The 18,580-nt window shown below is 61.0% G+C and carries 14 protein-coding genes; 8 read left to right on the top strand and 6 right to left on the bottom strand.

The features are described 5' to 3' along the window. The first annotated feature begins 122 nt into the window (after positions 1-122). Positions 123-2,381, top strand: coding sequence for a TonB-dependent siderophore receptor (locus tag JFT58_RS13960; RefSeq protein WP_054896907.1), 2,259 nt, complete (start codon positions 123-125; stop codon positions 2,379-2,381). Between the two features lie 79 nt (positions 2,382-2,460). Here JFT58_RS13960 and JFT58_RS13955 read toward each other — a convergent pair whose 3' ends face one another. The 3 genes from JFT58_RS13955 to JFT58_RS13945 form a co-directional block, all read right to left on the bottom strand. Further along, positions 2,461-2,715: a hypothetical protein gene (locus JFT58_RS13955; protein ID WP_034126277.1), complete on the bottom strand. Its 255-nt coding sequence runs from the start codon at positions 2,713-2,715 to the stop codon at positions 2,461-2,463. 95 nt (positions 2,716-2,810) lie between these two features. Continuing rightward, on the bottom strand, positions 2,811-3,056 hold the full coding sequence (locus JFT58_RS13950) for a hypothetical protein (RefSeq protein WP_034126276.1): 246 nt from the start codon (positions 3,054-3,056) through the stop codon (positions 2,811-2,813). 153 nt (positions 3,057-3,209) lie between these two features. Continuing rightward, entirely contained in the window at positions 3,210-4,793 is a 1,584-nt protein-coding gene (locus JFT58_RS13945) for a peptide chain release factor 3 (protein WP_034126275.1), read from the bottom strand. Between the two features lie 331 nt (positions 4,794-5,124). On the opposite strand from JFT58_RS13945, the gene JFT58_RS13940 reads away from it, so the two are divergent. The 5 genes from JFT58_RS13940 to JFT58_RS13920 all read left to right on the top strand — a co-directional run bounded on the left by JFT58_RS13940 (position 5,125) and on the right by JFT58_RS13920 (position 10,183). After that, positions 5,125-5,841, top strand: coding sequence for an ABC transporter permease (locus tag JFT58_RS13940; RefSeq protein WP_003188475.1), 717 nt, complete (start codon positions 5,125-5,127; stop codon positions 5,839-5,841). Positions 5,842-5,861: 20 nt separating this feature from the next. Next, the gene (locus tag JFT58_RS13935; protein WP_054896906.1) at positions 5,862-6,755 is read left to right on the top strand and encodes a glycine betaine ABC transporter substrate-binding protein; all 894 of its coding nucleotides are present in this window, start codon (positions 5,862-5,864) and stop codon (positions 6,753-6,755) included. A gap of 12 nt (positions 6,756-6,767) precedes the next feature. Beyond that, a complete protein-coding gene (locus JFT58_RS13930; RefSeq protein WP_003188473.1) occupies positions 6,768-7,421 on the top strand; it encodes an ABC transporter permease in 654 nt (217 codons plus the stop codon). Beyond that, positions 7,418-8,575 carry an osmoprotectant ABC transporter ATP-binding protein OsmV gene (locus JFT58_RS13925; RefSeq protein ID WP_198834396.1) on the top strand — a complete coding sequence of 386 codons (1,158 nt, stop codon included), beginning with the start codon at positions 7,418-7,420 and terminating at the stop codon, positions 8,573-8,575. The genes JFT58_RS13930 and JFT58_RS13925 overlap by 4 nt, the downstream gene beginning before the upstream one ends. Positions 8,576-9,019: 444 nt before the next feature. Then, on the top strand, positions 9,020-10,183 hold the full coding sequence (locus JFT58_RS13920; RefSeq protein WP_014716890.1) for a type III PLP-dependent enzyme: 1,164 nt from the start codon (positions 9,020-9,022) through the stop codon (positions 10,181-10,183). 121 nt (positions 10,184-10,304) lie between these two features. Here JFT58_RS13920 and JFT58_RS13915 read toward each other — a convergent pair whose 3' ends face one another. Beyond that, positions 10,305-11,048 (bottom strand): tetratricopeptide repeat protein, encoded by a 744-nt coding sequence (locus JFT58_RS13915; RefSeq protein ID WP_054896904.1) that lies wholly within the window; start codon positions 11,046-11,048, stop codon positions 10,305-10,307. 2 nt (positions 11,049-11,050) lie between these two features. Continuing rightward, positions 11,051-11,731 (bottom strand): Fe2+-dependent dioxygenase, encoded by a 681-nt coding sequence (locus JFT58_RS13910; protein ID WP_054896903.1) that lies wholly within the window; start codon positions 11,729-11,731, stop codon positions 11,051-11,053. A 205-nt stretch (positions 11,732-11,936) separates the two neighbouring features. On the opposite strand from JFT58_RS13910, the gene JFT58_RS13905 reads away from it, so the two are divergent. Beyond that, positions 11,937-14,222: a TonB-dependent receptor gene (locus JFT58_RS13905; RefSeq protein WP_054896902.1), complete on the top strand. Its 2,286-nt coding sequence runs from the start codon at positions 11,937-11,939 to the stop codon at positions 14,220-14,222. A gap of 123 nt (positions 14,223-14,345) precedes the next feature. Continuing rightward, entirely contained in the window at positions 14,346-16,871 is a 2,526-nt protein-coding gene (locus JFT58_RS13900) for a PepSY domain-containing protein (protein WP_054896901.1), read from the top strand. A 116-nt stretch (positions 16,872-16,987) separates the two neighbouring features. On the opposite strand, the gene JFT58_RS13895 is transcribed toward JFT58_RS13900, so the two are convergent. Continuing rightward, entirely contained in the window at positions 16,988-18,529 is a 1,542-nt protein-coding gene (locus tag JFT58_RS13895; RefSeq protein ID WP_054896900.1) for an alkaline phosphatase D family protein, read from the bottom strand. Positions 18,530-18,580: the final 51 nt, after the last annotated feature.

Raw genomic sequence — 18,580 nt, 5'->3', positions numbered from 1 at the left:
TTGTAAATGCAATTTACTTCTGTTTGAGAATCAATACCATTACGGCGCATGAAGAGCGCTGGATGCACGAAAAAATTCAGACGACTCTCGTTCAATCGCCCCTCCTAAAGGACTTTGTGGACATGTCGTCTCAATTCAGGCTCAGCCATCTATCGTTGGCGTTTATCGCCACCCTTTCGTCCCCCGCGCTGCTGGCGCAGAGTGTGGAAAAAGAACGCGACAAGGTGCCGATCGAAGCGACAGACCTGCCTGTGGACGGCACGCCCCAAGCCCTGGTGCTGGGCGAGACGCACGTGCTGGGCACCGCCGCCGAAGAACTCAAGCAAGCGCCCGGCGTGTCGATCATCACTGCCGAAGACATCAAGAAGCGCCCGCCCACCAACGACCTGTCGGAGATCATCCGTCGCGAGCCGGGCGTGAACCTGACCGGCAACAGTTCCAGCGGCAGCCGTGGCAATAACCGTCAGATCGACCTGCGGGGCATGGGCCCGGAAAACACCCTGATTCTGATCGATGGCAAACCGTCGACCTCGCGCAACGCCGTGCGTTATGGCTGGAGTGGCGACCGTGATACCCGTGGCGAAACCAACTGGGTACCGGCTGAAGAAGTCGAACGCATTGAAATCCTGCGCGGCCCGGCTGCTGCCCGTTATGGCTCCGGCGCCATGGGCGGGGTGATCAACATCATCACCAAACGCCCCACCGACCAACTGCACGGCTCGCTGACCGCCTACACCGCCTTCCCCGAAAACGATGCCGAAGGCGCGAGCAAACGCACCAACTTCAACCTCAGCGGCCCGTTGACCGACACCCTGGCGTTCCGCGTCTATGGCGGCCTGAACAAGACCGATGCCGATGACGCCGACATCAACCGCGCAGCGCAGGCGACCCCGGACTCGCTGGTGGCCGGCCGCGAAGGCGTGCGCAACAAAGACGTGAATGGCTTGCTGAGCTGGCAGTTCACTCCTGAGCAAACCCTCGACCTGGAGGCCAGCTACAGCCGCCAGGGCAATATTTTCGCCGGTGACACCATGCTCAATGGCGGTGGCGCATTCGTGGAAAGCCTGGTGGGCAAGGAAACCAGTGTGATTCAGCGCAGCAGCTTTTCAGCCACGCACCGCGGCGAATTCGATTGGGGTTCGACCCTGGCCTCGTTGACCCACGACCTGACTCGCAACGAACGTCTAAACGAAGGCCTGGCCGGTTCCGGCGAAGGCGCGCCCTCCGCCAGCGCTGGTCGTTTCGAATCGCGCTTGCGTAATACCCGGGCCACTGCGCAGGTCAACCTGCCCCTGAGCGTCGGTGCCGAACAGGTGCTGACCCTGGGCAGCGAATACCTCTACGAGTCGATGAACGACCCAGGCTCGTTGCGCCCGCAAAGCTATGACCCGGGCACCGGCGGCGTACCCGCCATCCCGGGCGTCAGCCGCAACAGCACCAAGACCACCGCCTCGAGCTACGCCTTGTTTGCCGAGAACAACATCGAGTTGGGCAGCAAAACCGTCATCACGCCTGGCATGCGCTTCGACGATCATGAGGAATACGGCGGCAACTGGAGCCCCAGCTTCAATGCCTCGCACCAGTTGACCGACGAACTGAGCATCAAGGGCGGCATTGCCCGCGCCTACAAAACCCCCAACCTGTACCAGTCCAACCCGAACTATTTGCTCTACAGCCGTGGTAATGGCTGCAACGCCAGCGAAGCCAACATGGGCGGTTGCTATCTGGTGGGCAACCGGGACCTGAAGCCGGAAATCAGTGTCAACAAGGAAATCGGCCTGGCTTTCGACAAGGGCACCTGGCGCACCAGTGCGACGTATTTCCGTAATGACTACAAGAACAAGATCAACGCCAGTAACGAGGCGGCGTTCCGTCTGGGCAACGGCCGACGTGTATTGGAGTGGGAAAACAGCGGCCCAGCCTTGGTACAGGGCGTTGAAGGCAACCTGTTCGTCAGCCTGCGCGATGATTTGGACTTGAACACCAACCTGACCTATATGATCGACTCCAAGGACAAAGACACCGGCGAGCCCTTGAGCATCATCCCCAAGTACACCATCAACACCACGCTGGACTGGCAAGCCACTGACAAGCTGTCATTCCAGGTCAGCGGCACCTATTACGGCAAACAAGAAGCACCGACGCTCAACTCACGCAGCGCCAGCCGTTACGATCGCAGCGCCCAGCAGGACGTCGACCCGTACGGGTTGATGGGCCTGAGCAGCGGCTATGAGTTCAGCAAAAACCTGAGCGTGCGGGTGGGCATCAACAACCTGCTGGACAAGCGCCTGTCGCGCAAAGGCAACGCCGAGGATGCGGGCGCGCAGACTTATAACGAGCCGGGCCGTGCTTACTTTGCGTCGGTGACCACTTCGTTCTGAAGAAAAGGGCGGCCAATAAAAATGCCTTGGGGGTCCCTTCCAAGGCATTGATTGTTTGAAACGCTCCCCCTTGGTGAGCCTACGTCTGGCTATCGCCTTCGTCTGCGTCGTCGCTGTCAGGCTCGTCGGTGGTCGAGTCGTCATCGTCTTCGCTGCCACCCTGGCCTTTATCGCCTGGCTCCGCTTCGGACTTGGCCAACTGCAAGTCCGAAATCTGGCTACTCGCCACCATCTCTGGGCCATGCACCGGGGCGTGCGCCCAGGCCGTCGACATCCCCAACCACAACAGCACCAGCACCTTCATCAATAGCACTACGCGTTGAACAATACCCATGGTCGATTCCGTCCAGTCAATAGATGAATTCTGCCGGCAATAACTTGCCGCCACCCGCGTTGACGCTAGTCGCGATTCTGGATTTACGCCAGGCTTCAGGTCTCGCCGTCGTCATAGGTATCGCTGGCTTCCCCTTCGTTATAGGGGTTCTCCTGATCCTCCTTGGGCGCCGGTTGGACCTGGGGCTGCCAACTGCCGGAGTTGACCTCGTTGGCCTTTTTTTTGCTGACCGGACCGGTGTCTTTCCATTGGGGCGTGCCGGTATCGGCAAAAGTCGGAAAGGTCGTCGCTCCCAGGCTTGCCAGCAACACCAGATGGATGGCGAATCGAACATTTCGCACGGTGCTCTCCTTCACAGTCACTGTGTGAAAGCTAGACCCAATGCAGGGTTATCGCCAATTTCCAACCTTATAGAGACCAGACCCAGGGTAGTTGAAGCCAATAAAAAGGGGCGAAGCCATCACAGCTTCGCCCCTCTTTCACCCGCCCAGGCCTTAGTGGTGTTCGCGGGTCGCGCGGAATTTCACATCCGGCCAACGCTCTTCCATCAGCGCCAGGTTGACCCGGGTCGGGGCCAGGTAGGTCAGGTGACCACCGCCGTCGATCGCCAGGTTTTCCACGGCCTTGTTGGAGAACTCTTCCAACTTCTTCTTATCGCTGCAATCAATCCAGCGCGCCGAATACACGGTGATCGGCTCGTAGGAGCACTCCACCTTGTATTCCTCTTTCAAGCGGCTGGCGACCACGTCGAACTGCAGCACACCCACGGCGCCGAGGATGATGTCGTTGCTGCGCTCGGGGAAGAACACCTGGGTGGCGCCCTCTTCGGCCAATTGCTGCAAGCCCTGGCGCAGTTGCTTGGATTTGAGCGGGTCACGCAGGCGCACGCGGCGGAACAATTCCGGGGCGAAGTGCGGGATACCGGTGAAGCCCAGCGCTTCGCCTTCGGTGAAGGTGTCGCCGATCTGGATGGTGCCGTGGTTATGCAAACCGATGATGTCGCCGGCGTAGGCTTCTTCGAGCTGTTCACGCTCGGAGGAGAAGAACGTCAGGGCGTCGCCGATGCGTACGTCCTTGCCGGTGCGCACGTGGCGCATCTTCATGCCTTTTTCGTAGCGGCCGGAGCAGATACGCATGAAGGCGATACGGTCGCGGTGCTTGGGGTCCATGTTCGCCTGGATCTTGAACACGAAGCCGGTGAATTTCTCTTCCACCGGCTCCACGGTGCGCTCGTTGGCGACGCGGGCCAGCGGGCGCGGGGCCCAGTCCACGACGGCGTCGAGTACGTGGTCGACGCCGAAGTTGCCCAGGGCGGTACCGAAGAACACCGGGGTCAACTGGCCGTCGAGGAACTCCTGCTGGTTGAACTCATGGCAGGCGCCCTGCACCAGTTCCAGTTGGTCGACGAAACGGTCGTACTCGTCACCCAAGTGGGCGCGGGCTTCGTCGGAGTCGAGTTTTTCAATGATCTTGGTTTCGGTGCGTTCATGGCCGTGGCCGGCGGTGTAGACAATGATGTAGTCGTCGGCCAGGTGGTACACGCCCTTGAAGTCGCGGTAGCAACCAATCGGCCAGGTGATCGGCGCGGCCTTGATCTTCAGGACGGCTTCGATTTCATCCAGCAGCTCGATGGGGTCGCGGATATCGCGGTCGAGTTTGTTGATGAAACTGACAATCGGCGTGTCACGCAGACGGCACACGTCCATCAGCGCGATGGTACGTGGCTCGACGCCTTTACCGCCGTCGAGGACCATCAGCGCCGAGTCCACCGCGGTGAGGGTGCGGTAGGTATCTTCGGAGAAGTCTTCGTGCCCTGGGGTGTCGAGCAGGTTGATCATGTGCTCGCGATAGGGGAACTGCATGACCGACGTGGTAATGGAAATACCCCGTTGCTTTTCCATTTCCATCCAGTCGGAGGTGGCATGGCGGTCGGATTTGCGCGATTTCACCGTGCCGGCTACCGCGATCGCCTTGCCCATCAGCAACAGCTTTTCGGTGATGGTGGTTTTACCGGCATCGGGGTGGGAAATAATGGCGAAAGTGCGGCGTTTCGCGACTTCGGCGGCCTGGTGGGTCATGGGAAATCGCCTGGCAGGTGAGTCAAAAAAGGGCGGCGAGTATAGCGCAAACGCGAGGGTACGGACCACCGTTGAGCCCATTGGGGGTGGCTAAATGCGCCCAAGTGTGGAACCTTTTAAAAGGTCGAGACGTCCACTCCCCTGCTACCGCACTCGGAACAGGGGCTGAAAAATCAGCAAGTTAGCCTGACGAGGCTGCGCTTATGGCTCGATCGCATACTGCATTGCCAGTATCGGCGAGCTGCTTTTCGCGAACTCATCAGAGGCAGCCAGGAATGGCATTGCCGCTCGGAAATGTGTTCGCCGACAAAAGAAAAAAAGGAGTCCGCCTGTGGCTATTCGCTATGGCAAAGGGCTGATAGGAGCAGTGGTTGTCGTCGCTCTCCTGGCCCTGCTGGTCCACTGGATCGGCATCAACACGATCGAACTGTACCGCGACGATTTGTTGTTTTACCTGCAAGCTCATCTGATTCTGGTTTTAGTCTCCATGCTGGCGGCCCTGATTGTGGGCATCCCCGCCGGTATCCTGCTCAGCCGACCCAACATGGTCGGACGCGCAGAACGTTTCATGCAGATCTTCAACATCGGCAACACCGTCCCTCCCCTGGCCGTACTGGCCATCGCCCTCGGCGTCCTCGGCATCGGCAGCGGCCCGGCCATCTTCGCGCTGTTCCTCGCCTCGCTCCTGCCCATCGTGCGTAACACCTACGAAGGCCTGAAAAACGTTCAGGGCTCCCTCAAGGAAGCCGCCACCGGCATCGGCATGACCCCGCGCCAGGTGCTGTTTCGCGTGGAGCTGCCCAACGCCGTGCCGATCATCATCGGCGGTGTGCGCGTGGCCCTGGCGATCAACGTCGGTACCGCACCGCTGGCGTTCCTGATTGGCGCCAACAGCCTGGGCAGCCTGATTTTCCCTGGCATCGCCCTGAACAACCAGCCGCAACTGTTGCTCGGCGCCGCGTGTACCGCGCTGCTGGCATTGCTGCTTGATGGCCTGGTGACCATGGCCAGCCGCCTCTGGCTGGAACGCGGGTTGCGCCCGTCTTAAGGCCCGGTAAAGGAATTCACATGAAAAAACTGAGCTTGATATTAGGCTGCGTCCTGCTGTTTGCAGGTATTGCGCAAGCCGCTGAAAAACCTGTGATCCGCATTGGCGCCAGGGTGTTCACCGAGCAGACCCTGCTCGCCGAAATCACCTCCCAGTACCTGCGCACCAAGGGCTACGACGCCCGTGTGACCGGCGGCCTGGGCAGCAACCTGGCGCGTAGCGCCCAGGAAAGCGGGCAACTGGACCTGATCTGGGAATACACCGGCGTGTCGCTGGTGGCCTACAACCATATCGACGAGAAACTCGACAGCGAACAGTCCTACGCTCGGGTCAAAGAACTCGATGCGAAAAAAGGCTTGGTCTGGCTGTCGCCGTCGCGTTTCAGCAACACCTACGCACTGGCGCTGCCGGAGAAAGTTGCCGAGGAACATCCCGAGATCAACAGCATCAGCGATCTCACCAAAGCCATGGCCGAAGACACCAAAGAGCACCGCCTGGTCGCACTGGACACCGAGTTCGCCAACCGCTCCGACGGCCTGGCGGGCATGGTCAAGCTGTACGACATGAACCTGACGCGCAACAACACCCGGCAGATGGACGCAGGCCTGGTCTACACCGCGCTGCGTAACGGCCAGGTGTTCGCTGGTCTGGTCTACACCACCGACGGGCGCCTCAACGCCTTTAAGTTGAAGCTGCTCGAAGACGACAAGCACTACTTCCCTGACTACACCGCAGCCCCGGTGATCCGCCAGGAATACCTCGACAAACACCCGCAGCTGGCCGCCGAACTCAAGCCTTTGGCCAACCTGTTCGACGATGAAACCATGCGTCAGCTCAATGCACGGGTCGACGTCGACCATGAAAGCCCGTCCGCCGTTGCCGCCGATTTCCTGCGCCAACATCCAATCAACTAAAAAGGAGAAGACATGGAATTTTTGAACGCCTTTTCCCATCTTGATTGGGCCCAGGTCCTGCATCTGACCTGGCAGCACATCACCCTGGTCGGCATCGCCGTGATCCTCGCGATCTTCATCGGCGTGCCCTTGGGCATTCTGATGACGCGCTTCCCGACCCTGGCCGGCCCGTTGCAAGCCAGCGCCACAGTGTTGCTGACCGTGCCATCCATCGCGCTGTTCGGCCTGCTGCTGCCGTTCTACTCCAAGTTCGGCCAGGGCCTGGGGCCAATGCCGGCGATCACCGCCGTGTTCCTTTACTCCCTGCTGCCAATCATGCGTAACACCTACCTGGCCCTCACCGGCGTTGAGCCAGGCATTCGCGAAGCCGCACGCGGCATCGGCATGACCTTCGGCCAGCGCCTGCGCATGGTCGAACTGCCGATTGCGGTGCCGGTGATTCTCGCTGGCGTGCGTACCGCCGTGGTGATGAATATCGGTGTGATGACCATCGCCGCCACCATCGGTGCCGGTGGCCTGGGTGTACTTATTCTGGCTTCCATCAGCCGCAGCGATATGTCGATGCTGATCGTCGGCGCCGTGCTGGTCAGTCTCCTGGCCATCTTCGCCGACCTGCTTCTGCAATGGCTGCAACGCTCGCTGACTCCAAAAGGATTGCTCAAATGATCGAACTTCAAAACCTGTCCAAGACTTTTCAAAGCAACGGCAAGACGGTCACCGCCGTCAACGATGTGAGCCTGACCGTCAACGAAGGCGAGATTTGCGTGTTCCTGGGGCCCTCGGGCTGCGGTAAGAGCACTACGCTGAAAATGATCAACCGACTGATCAAGCCCTCCTCGGGCAAGATTTTGATCAACGGCGAAGACACCACCGACCTCGACGAGGTGACCTTGCGTCGCAACATCGGCTACGTGATCCAGCAGATCGGCCTGTTCCCCAACATGACCATCGAAGAGAACATCGTGGTGGTGCCCAAGCTGCTCGGGTGGGACAAGCAGAAATGCCACGACCGCGCCCGCGAGTTGATGAGCATGATCAAGCTGGAGCCCAAGCAGTACCTGCATCGCTATCCGCGTGAACTGTCCGGTGGCCAGCAACAGCGCATCGGTGTGATCCGCGCCCTGGCGGCGGATGCGCCGCTGCTACTGATGGACGAGCCGTTCGGCGCGGTCGACCCGATCAACCGCGAGATGATCCAGAACGAATTCTTCGAGATGCAGCGCGCGCTGAACAAGACCGTGATCATGGTCAGCCACGACATCGACGAAGCCATCAAGCTGGGTGACAAGATCGCCATCTTCCGCGCCGGCAAGCTGCTGCAGATCGACCACCCGGACACGCTGCTGGCGCACCCGGCCGACGAGTTCGTCAGCAATTTCGTGGGCCAGGACAGCACCCTCAAGCGCCTGCTGCTGGTAAAAGCCGAAGACGCGGCGGACAACGCCCCGTCGGTGAGCCCGGAAACACCCGTGGCCGATGCGCTGGAATTGATGGACGAGCACGACCGCCGCTATGTAGTGGTCACCTGTTCGGAGAACAAGGCGCTGGGCTACGTACGCCGTCGCGACCTGCACCGCCAGGCCGGCACCTGCGGCCAGTACCTGCGCGAGTTCAACGCCACGGCAGCGTATGACGAGCATTTGCGCATCCTGCTGTCGCGCATGTACGAGTTCAACCGTTCGTGGTTGCCGGTGATGGATGCGGAGAGGGTGTTCCTCGGGGAAGTGACCCAGGAGTCGATTGCCGAGTACCTGAGTTCCGGTAAATCCCGTGGCGGCAAGACCAGCATTGTCTCGCCTGCCGAAACTGCTTTGGATTGATAGATCGCTATCGCAGGCAAGCCAGCTCCCACAGGGGAATGCATTCCAGCATAAGAATGCAGTTCAAATGTGGGAGCTGGCTTGCCTGCGATGAATACACCGCAAATCCATCTGATTGGCCCCATCCGGGGAACATCAATCCGTCACACCGGTCGGTTACATAAGTAGCTGCACGCGGCCGCGCGACGAACGCGTGCAAAAACGCGACATTTTTAGTTGATCCCACGCCCGCCAAGCCCTAAAGTTCGCGCCGAACGTCCATGCTGGAAACGATCCATCCGGCTCAAGTACTGACGACGAGACAGCAAGGCCAAGGGCAGCTTACCCCATGGCCTTTTTGCTTTCGGCGACATGCCTTGGGAAGTAGGCGAACCAAAGTGGGGATACGGAGGACGTTCATTTGCACCCATTGATCAAATTAGTTTGCCCTTAGGAGTTCCCAGCATGTCGATCAACGTCGAAGATTATTTCGCGCGCGCCACTTTTGACAAAATGAAGGCGTTCGCCGACAAGCAAGAAACCCCGTTCGTGGTGATCGACACCGCGATGATCAGCCAGGCCTACGATGACCTGCGCGCCGGTTTCGAATTCGCCAAGGTGTATTACGCGGTCAAGGCCAACCCGGCCGTCGAGATCATCGACCTGTTGAAAGACAAGGGTTCGAGCTTCGACATCGCTTCGATCTACGAGCTGGACAAGGTCATGGACCGCGGCGTCAGCGCCGACCGTATCAGCTACGGCAACACCATCAAGAAATCCAAGGACATCCGCTACTTCTATGAGAAGGGCGTGCGCCTGTTCTCTACCGACTCCGAAGCCGACCTGCGCAACATCGCCAAGGCTGCGCCGGGTTCGAAAGTGTATGTGCGTATCCTCACCGAAGGCTCGACCACTGCTGACTGGCCGTTGTCGCGTAAATTCGGCTGCCAGACCGACATGGCCATGGACCTGCTGATCCTCGCCCGCGACCTGGGCCTGGTGCCTTACGGCATCTCGTTCCACGTCGGCTCGCAACAGCGCGACATAAGCGTGTGGGACGCAGCCATCGCCAAGGTCAAGGTGATCTTCGAACGCCTCAAAGAAGAAGACGGCATCCACCTGAAGCTGATCAACATGGGCGGCGGCTTCCCGGCCAACTACATCACCCGCACCAACAGCCTGGAAACCTACGCCGAAGAAATCATCCGTTTCCTTAAAGAAGACTTCGGTGACGACCTGCCGGAAATCATCCTGGAACCTGGCCGTTCGTTGATCGCCAACGCCGGTATCCTGGTCAGCGAAGTGGTGCTGGTGGCGCGCAAGTCCCGTACCGCCGTCGAGCGCTGGGTGTACACGGATGTGGGCAAGTTCTCCGGCCTGATCGAAACCATGGACGAAGCCATCAAGTTCCCGATCTGGACCGAGAAGAAAGGCGAGATGGAAGAAGTGGTCATCGCCGGCCCGACCTGCGACAGCGCCGATATCATGTACGAAAACTACAAGTACGGCCTGCCGTTGAACCTGGCCATTGGTGATCGTCTGTACTGGTTGTCGACCGGTGCCTACACCACCAGCTACAGCGCGGTTGAGTTCAATGGGTTTCCGCCGCTGAAATCCTTCTACGTTTAACCCCACCCCCGATCGTTCCCACGCTCTGCGTGGGAACGCCTCCTGTGACGCTCTGCGTTACGCGCTCAAGTGCGGACGCGGAGCGTCCAGGGCGGCATTCCCACGCGGAGCGTGGGAACGATCAGCTCGTAGCTCGTTGCCGGTACAACTCGGCCATGGCGCGAATTCGCGGGTCATCCGCCCGTGCCAGCGCCTTGTGTGCCGTTTGCAGAAACTTGAGATTCCCGCCTGCCAGCGCCTTGTGCAACCATTCCAGCGCCGCGTCGATCTGGCCGCTGTCGGCCAGCACCGCCGCATGGCTGAACTGCCCACGAAAATCACCTGCCTCGGCTGAGCGGCAGTACCACTCAACGGCCGCCTCAACATCCTTGGGGCAATGCTGCCCGTCTTCCAGGTAACGCCCGAGCAGGTTCATCGACTTGGCATGGCCCTGTTCGGCAGCCTGGCGATACAGCGCCAGTGCTTGCGCCTGGTCTTCAACAACGCCACGGCCGGTAGCCAAGAGGTTGGCGTAGTTGTACTGCCCCCAATCCAACCCGGCGTGTGCCGCCAGGCGATATTCCCGTGCTGCGGCGGCTTCATCGACAGCGCAGCCCCAGCCATGCTCCCGGCAACGCCCGATCATATTGCGCGCCATCAGGTGCCCGCCCTGCGCGGCAATCTGGAACCAGCGCAGCGCCAGGGCCTCATCGCGGGCAATGCCGCGCCCTTCCAGCAGGATTTGACCGAGCAGGGCCTGGGCCTCGACCACACCTGCCTTGGCCGCGATCAGAATGGCCTGGGCGGCGCGCACCGGGGAGTCATCGAGCATGCTCTGCAATTGTTCGACATTGAGCACTTCTTCGCGGCGCAATAAAAAACCCATGCTCAGACCTCGACCCAGCGGCGCAACAGGTTGTGGTAGGTGCCGGTGAGCTGGATCAGCGCAGGGTGGTCGGGGACGTCGCGGGTCAGTTGCTGGATCGCGCCGTCCATCTCGAACAGCAGGGTGCGCTGGCTGTCTTCGCGCACCAGGCTTTGGGTCCAGAAGAACGAGGCATAGCGCGCGCCACGGGTCACCGCGTTGACTTTGTGCAGGCTGGAGCCGGGGTACAGCACCATGTCGCCGGCGGGTAGCTTGACCCGCTGCAGGCCGAACGTATCCTGAATCTCCAGTTCCCCACCGTCATAGTCGTCGGGGTCGCTGAAGAACAGCGTGGACGACAGGTCGGTGCGCACGCGCTCGTGGCTGCCTTTGGGCTGGCGCACCGCATTGTCGATATGAAAGTCAAAACTGCCGCCAGCGGTGTAGCAGTTCAGCAGTGGCGGGAAGATTTTATGCGGCAGCGCGGCCGACATGAACAGCGGGTTGCTCCACAACCGCTCCAGCATGGCTGCGCCAATTTCCTTGGCCAACGGGTGACTTTCAGGCAATTGCAGGTTGTGCTTGGCCTTGGCCGACTGGTGACCGGCGGTGATTTTGCCGTCAGCCCATTCGGTCTCTTCCAGAGCCTGGCGAATGCGCAGCACCTCCTCGCGAGAGAACAGGCCGGGAATGTGCAGCAACATGGGGCAATACCTGGGATCAGAGAGGCGTCAATGGTATTGATTCTTATCCTCTCTGTAAAACACGGGGACGAACGAGAGCGCAAAATCCGTAACAAAAAAGTGTAAAGAATGTAAATTTGATGCGAATAGCAATATCTCGCAATTGATACAAAGTCTTGTTGGCCCTATATTCCGCGGCCTCACATCCTTGGGGAAGGGACACGTCATGTCGCGCACTACTCTAAAAATACCGGCCCGTTCGCCACGCATGCTGGCCTCCGCCATTGGCGTTGCCCTGAGTGCCGGCTCCGCCGCCCACCTGGCACAGGCCGCTGAAAATACCGAGCCAACAGGCGAGCGCAACCCTATCTCCCTCGGCGCCACCAACATCACCGGCCAGGAGCAGGACAACACCTCCTACCAGGTGGAGAAAGCCTCGTCGCAGAAGTACACCGCGCCGCTGGTGGACACGCCGCGCTCGGTCACTGTGGTGCCGCAACAAGTACTCAAGGACACCGCCGCCACCTCGCTGCAGGACGCGTTGCGCACCGTACCGGGTATCACCTTCGGCGCCGGTGAAGGTGGCAATCCTCAGGGCGACCGCCCGTTCATCCGTGGTTTCGACGCCCAGGGCGATACCTACCTCGATGGCGTACGCGATACCGGTGGCCAGAGCCGCGAGATCTTCGACATCGAGTCCATCGAAGTCAGCAAAGGCCCGAACTCTTCGTTCGGCGGCCGTGGCTCAGCCGGTGGCAGCCTCAACCTGGTGAGCAAGACCCCACAAGCGCGGGACTTCACCAACGGCGGCTTTACCTACGGCTCCGACCAGACCCGCCGCTACGTGCTCGACGTGAACCGCCAGTTCCTGGACGACAGCGCGGCATTCCGCCTGAACCTGATGAGCCATGAACAAAACGTGGCCGGCCGCGACGCGGTGAATTACGACCGTTGGGGCGTTGCGCCGTCGCTGACTTTTGGCTTGGGCACACCGACCCGTGTCAACCTCAGCTACTACCATATGGAAAGTGATGACCTGCCGGATTCGGGGATTCCCTACGGCTACGGTTCGTCGACCGCTACAGCCCACGTGCATGACAAACCCAACGACGGCGGCGACAGCAACAACTTCTACGGTTTGAAAAGCCGTGACTTCCGCAAGACCCGTGCGGACATCAGCACGTTCTCCATCGAACACGACTTGAACGACAACATCACGCTCAAGAACACCCTGCGCCACGGCAGCACCGGCCAGGACTATGTGCTCACTCAGCCGGATGACAGCAAGTTCAACGTCAACCGCTACGGCACCGTCTGGCGTCGCGCCAACAGCCGTGTCTCCACCACGACCACAACCACCAACCAGACCGATCTGTTTGGCAGCTTCCAGGCCTTGGGCTTCAAGCACACTTACTCCACCGGCCTGGAATTTACCGGCGAAGAAACCCGTGTCAGCGGCTACACCGTCAGCCCTAACGCCAACCCGGTGTGCACAACGGCCAAGGGCAGCCTGGGCGGCCAGTGCACGTCGCTGAGCAACCCGAACCCGGACGACGCCTGGAACGGCAGCATCGCGCGCAACTACAACGGTACCAACACCAAGGCCACCAGCCGCGCCGCGTACGTGTTCGACACCATTGAGCTCGATCCTAAATGGCTGCTGAACGTGGGGTTGCGCTACGACACCTTTGACACCGAAGCCAACACCAACGCCGTCGCCGGGCGCACCAAGATCAAGGACGACAGTCAGTTCTTCAACTGGCAGGCCGGCCTGGTGTGGAAGCCGGTGGAGAACGCCAGCATCTACGCCTCTTATGCCACATCGGCCACGCCAGCCGGTGGCCTGGTAGGCGAAGGATCCGACGGCAACCCGCTGTCTGCCGGTGCCGCCACCAGCGACTTGCAGCCAGAAGAAACCGTCAACTACGAACTGGGCACCAAGTGGGACCTGTTCCACGACCGCCTGTCCCTGACCGCAGCCGTGTTCCGCACCGAGAAGAAAAACACCCGCATCCTGGTGGATGCGCTCACCTACCAGAACGCCGGGGAATCTCAGGTCGACGGCATCGAGTTGTCTGCCAGCGGCAAAATCACCGAACAATGGCAGGTGTTTGCGGGCTACAGCTATCTGGACAGCGAACTGGTCAAATCCGGCCTCAACGGGCGTAACGGCGTAGTCAGTGCCGGCTCCAACAAAGGCAACCAAATGCCCAACACGCCGAAGAACTCCTTCAGCCTGTGGACCACCTACGAGATCACGCCCAAGCTGACCATCGGCGGCGGCGCCTTCTACGTCGATGAGGTTTACGGTGATGTCGGCAACACGGTGTATGTACCCTCCTACACCCGCTACGACGCCATGGCCAGCTACAAGCTGACCAAGAACGTCGACCTGCAACTGAACGTGCAGAACCTGACCGACAAGACCTACTACGACAAGGCCTTCTCCACGCATTTCGCCAACCAGGCGGCCGGTCGTACGGCGTTGTTGACCACCAGCTTCCACTTCTAAAAGCGGTCAAGGTTCAGCCAGGAGCCCCACACATCGGATGCGTGGGGCTTTTGCGTGTTTCCCGGCAACTCACGGCATAATGCGCGCCGTGATCAGATATCCAGCTAAGCGAGGCGCTCCGACGTGTTGAAGAAAACCCTGTTCCAGTTGCATTGGTTCTTCGGCATCACGGCCGGGCTGGTGCTGGCCTTGATGGGGGTCACCGGGGCCGCGTACTCGTTCCAGGACGAGATCCTGCGGGCGCTCAACCCCACCGTGTTGAGCGTGCAGAAACGCGAGGCCGGTGTACTGCCGCCCGCCGAGCTGGTACGCAAATTGGAAGCGGCCGAAGGCAAGACCGTGGCCATGCTGTGGGTAGAAAGCGAAAGCGGCAACGCCGGCCGCGTGTCCTTCACTCCGCCGCCTGGCGAGCGCCGTGGCCAAATGCGCTACTTTGACCCGTACACCGGCGACTACATGGGCGACGCGGTCGGCCAGGACCTGTTCGGTTTTATCCTGCAACTGCACCGCTTCCTCGCCATCGGCGATACCGGGCGCAATATCACCGGCGCCTGCACCCTGATCCTGCTGTTTTTCTGCCTCTCCGGCCTGTACCTGCGCTGGCCGCGCCAGGTGAAAAGCTGGCGCGTCTGGCTGACCCTGGACTGGCGCAAAAAGGGCCGCAGCTTCAATTGGGACCTGCACTCGGTATTCGGCACCTGGTGCCTGTTGTTTTATCTTTTGGCGGCGTTGACCGGGCTGTATTGGTCCTACGACTGGTACAACCGTGGCGTGACCAAACTGCTGTCCGACGCGCCGCAGAACGAACGCATGCGCAAGCGCGGCCCGGCTCCCGCAGGCCCGGCTCCGGTGGCCAACTATGACGCAATCTGGAGCAGCATCTACAGCAACGCCGGCCCCGACTTGAGCGCCTACAACATTCGGATGCCCGCGGTCGCCGGGCAACCGGCCACCGTGTATTACCTGCTCACTTCATCGCCCCATGACCGTGCGCTGAACCAGATCAACCTGGACCCGGCCACAGGCGAGGTCAAATCTCACGAGCGCTACGCCAGCAAAAGCCTCAAGGCGCAGTTGCTGACGAGCGTGTATGCGCTGCACACCGGCAGCTATTTCGGCCTGGTCGGGCGCATCGTCCTCACCGTCAGCTCACTGCTTATGCCGCTGTTTTTCATCACGGGTTGGCTGCTGTACCTGGACCGACGCCGCAAAAAGCGCCAGGTCCGCGATGCCCGCAAAGGCCTGACAGATAACCACAGCGATGCCCCGGCCTGGCTGATCGGCTTCGCCAGCCAGAGCGGCTTTGCCGAACAACTGGCCTGGCAAACGGCCGGGCAACTGCAGGCTGCGGGCCTGGCGGTGAAGGTGCAGCCCCTGGGCAGTGTCAGCCGCGACGACCTCAGCCAATCGCAGAACGCGCTGTTCGTGGTCAGTACTTTTGGCGACGGCGAAGCGCCCGACAGCGCCCGAGGTTTCGAGCGTAGCGTGCTCGGCCAGGCGCTATCCCTCAAAGGCTTGAACTACTCGGTGCTGGCCCTGGGTGACCGGCAGTACGAACATTTTTGCGGCTTTGCCCGGCGCCTGCATTTCTGGCTGACCAACCAGGGCGGCACCCCGCTGTTTGCCCCGGTGGAAGTCGACAGCGGCGATACACTGGCGCTGCAGACCTGGCAACAGCAACTGGGCCAGCTCACCGGGCATGCGCCGGCAGCGGCCTGGCCGACGGCCCAGTACGAAAACTGGACCCTGAGCCAACGCACCCTGCTCAACCCCGACAGTGTCGGCTCGCCCGTCTACCTGCTGGGCCTCACATCCACGTCTGCGCACAGCTGGCTGGCCGGCGACCTGGTGGAAGTCCTGCCGCGCAATTGCCCCTGGGCCATCGAACACTTCCTGGCCGGCCTGGGCTTGGTCGGCAGCGACGGTGTGGTGATCGACGGCGTGGCCCACACCCTTGATCAAGCCCTGGCCACGCGCCAACTGCCGGAAAACCGCACGCACCTGGTCGGCCTGCACGCCCAGGCATTGGTGGACGCGCTGGTCCCCCTGGGCATGCGCGAATACTCCATCGCCTCGATTGCCAGCGACGGCGTGCTGGAGTTGATTGTGCGCCAGGAACGCCACCCCGACGGCAGCCTGGGGCTTGGCTCCGGCTGGCTGACTGAACACGCCGCCCTCGGCTCGGCCATCAGCCTGCGCCTGCGGCGCAACAGCGGCTTCCATTTGCCCGACGCGCCTGTGCCACTGATTCTGCTGGGCAACGGCACCGGGCTTGCGGGCCTGCGCAGCTTGCTCAAAGCACGCATTGCCGACGGCCAGCAGCGAAACTGGCTGCTGTTCGGCGAGCGCAATATCGCCCACGACTACCTGTGCCAGGACGAACTGCAAGGCTGGCTCGCCAGTGGAGACCTGGCCCTGCTGGACCTGGCATTTTCCCGCGATCAAGAGGAGAAGATCTACGTACAGGATCGCCTGCGCGAGTCAGCGGATGTGCTGCGCAAATGGCTCGCGGACGGCGCAGCGATTTATGTGTGTGGCAGCTTGCAGGGGATGGCGACGGGGGTGGATCAGGCACTGAAAGACATCTTGGGCAATGAGGCGCTGGAGCGCCTGATCGAACAGGGTCGCTATCGCAGGGATGTCTATTGATATTTGATCGTTCCCACGCTCCGCGTGGGAATGCCGCCCTGGACGCTCCGCGTCCGCTCTTGACGGCGTGACGCGGAGCGTCACAGGATGCGTTCCCACGCAGAGCGTGGGAACGATCAGGCCGGTTGCAGCTTTTGCTCGAACACCGAGACTCCATCGAGATCGCGCAGCATCACCGTCAACTCCGCCGTCTGCCCATCAATCTGTACTTCACCAAAAAACTGAAAGCCCGCAAACGGCGAGGTGTTCTGTGCCGGTGGCGCCTTCTGGAATACCACCTGCGGGCCAAAGGTTTTATCCAGTGGGTTGGGCCCGAAACTCCCGGCATTCAACGGCCCCGCCACAAACTCCCAGAACGGCTCGAAATCCTGGAACGCCGCGCCGTCAGGGTGATAGTGATGCGCCGCACAGTAATGCACATCGGCCGTCAGCCACAGGTGGTTGCGCACCTTGTGCTCATGCAGGAACCCCAGCAGTTCGGCGATCTCCAGCTCACGCCCTTGCGCCGGGCCAGGGTCGCCATTGGCGATCGCTTCCCAACGCGCCACGCCGGGGCTGACCTCACCGTCGGGCACGCCCAGGCCGATAGGCATGTCTGCGGCTACCACCTTCCACTGCGCTTGCGATGCCTTGAGCCCGCGCTTGAGCCAGTCCAACTGTTCACGCCCAAGAAAGGGTTTTTCAGCGCCCAGGTTGTCGTCATTCGGCCCGCGATAGCTGCGCATATCCAACACAAACACATCCAGCAGCGGCCCATAACTGAGCTTGCGATAAATGCGCCCGCCACCGTCGGCGCTCTGTCGGCGCATGGGCGAATATTCCAGCCAGGCCTGGCGGGCGCGGCCCACCAGGGTGTTGATGTCACGGGTCTGGTAACGCTCATCCAACTGCTTGCTCGATGACCAGTTGTTGATCACCTCGTGATCGTCCCACTGCCAGATCTGCGGCACCTCGGCATTGAAGCGGCGTACGTTTTCATCCAGCAGGTTGTAACGGTAATTGCCGCGATATTCATCGAGGGTTTCCGCGACTTTGCTTTTGGCTTCAGTGGTGATGTTGCGCCAGATGCGCCCGCCTTCAGTGGTGAGCTGCGCGGGGACCGGGCCGTCGGCGTAGATGGTGTCGCCGCTGTGGATAAAAAAGTCCGGCAGGCGCAGGCGCATGGCTTCATAGATGCGCATGCCACCGATGTCCGGGTTGATGCCGAAGCCTTGGCCGACGGTGTCGCCGCTCCACACAAAACGGATATCACGCCGCTGTTGCGGCACGCTACGCAGGTGCCCGAACCAGGGTTCACTGGCAATGCCGGTCTGGGCGTCTTCGAAATGCACGCGGTAGAAAATCGCCTGGTCGACCGGCAGCCCGGTGAGCTCGACACGGGCGGTAAAGTCGGTGCGGCTGTCGGCCAGGGGCGAGACGAATCGGCGCGGGTTGCTGAACACGCTGCGGGTATCCCACTCCACCACCATCTTCGCCGGGCGGTCACTGCGGCTCCAGATCATTGCGCGATCGCCCTGCAGGTCGCCCGATTGCACGCCGTCAGTGAGTTGCGGTCGGTCCTTCACCGAAGCGATCACCGCCGGCGCCAGGCCCGGCAACAGCAGGCCAGCGCCCACAGCTTGCATCACACGGCGGCGACCGAGATCGAAGTGGCTCATGCAGGTGCCCTCTTGAGTATCAAAAGGGCCACTAAAGCACGACGGGATGAA

Source organism: Pseudomonas sp. MF6767 (assembly GCF_016405475.1).
Taxonomy (GTDB): Bacteria; Pseudomonadota; Gammaproteobacteria; order Pseudomonadales; family Pseudomonadaceae; genus Aquipseudomonas; species Aquipseudomonas paracarnis.
This window is presented reverse-complemented; position numbering and strand designations above follow the sequence as displayed.

Coding starts and splice junctions, on each gene's coding strand:
- JFT58_RS13960 (WP_054896907.1), top strand. CDS start 123: ATGTCGTCTCAATTCAGGCTCAGCCATCTATCGTTGGCGTTTATCGCC.
- JFT58_RS13955 (WP_034126277.1), bottom strand. CDS start 2,715: ATGGGTATTGTTCAACGCGTAGTGCTATTGATGAAGGTGCTGGTGCTG.
- JFT58_RS13945 (WP_034126275.1), bottom strand. CDS start 4,793: ATGACCCACCAGGCCGCCGAAGTCGCGAAACGCCGCACTTTCGCCATT.
- JFT58_RS13935 (WP_054896906.1), top strand. CDS start 5,862: ATGAAAAAACTGAGCTTGATATTAGGCTGCGTCCTGCTGTTTGCAGGT.
- JFT58_RS13930 (WP_003188473.1), top strand. CDS start 6,768: ATGGAATTTTTGAACGCCTTTTCCCATCTTGATTGGGCCCAGGTCCTG.
- JFT58_RS13925 (WP_198834396.1), top strand. CDS start 7,418: ATGATCGAACTTCAAAACCTGTCCAAGACTTTTCAAAGCAACGGCAAG.
- JFT58_RS13920 (WP_014716890.1), top strand. CDS start 9,020: ATGTCGATCAACGTCGAAGATTATTTCGCGCGCGCCACTTTTGACAAA.
- JFT58_RS13915 (WP_054896904.1), bottom strand. CDS start 11,048: ATGGGTTTTTTATTGCGCCGCGAAGAAGTGCTCAATGTCGAACAATTG.
- JFT58_RS13910 (WP_054896903.1), bottom strand. CDS start 11,731: ATGTTGCTGCACATTCCCGGCCTGTTCTCTCGCGAGGAGGTGCTGCGC.
- JFT58_RS13905 (WP_054896902.1), top strand. CDS start 11,937: ATGTCGCGCACTACTCTAAAAATACCGGCCCGTTCGCCACGCATGCTG.
- JFT58_RS13895 (WP_054896900.1), bottom strand. CDS start 18,529: ATGAGCCACTTCGATCTCGGTCGCCGCCGTGTGATGCAAGCTGTGGGC.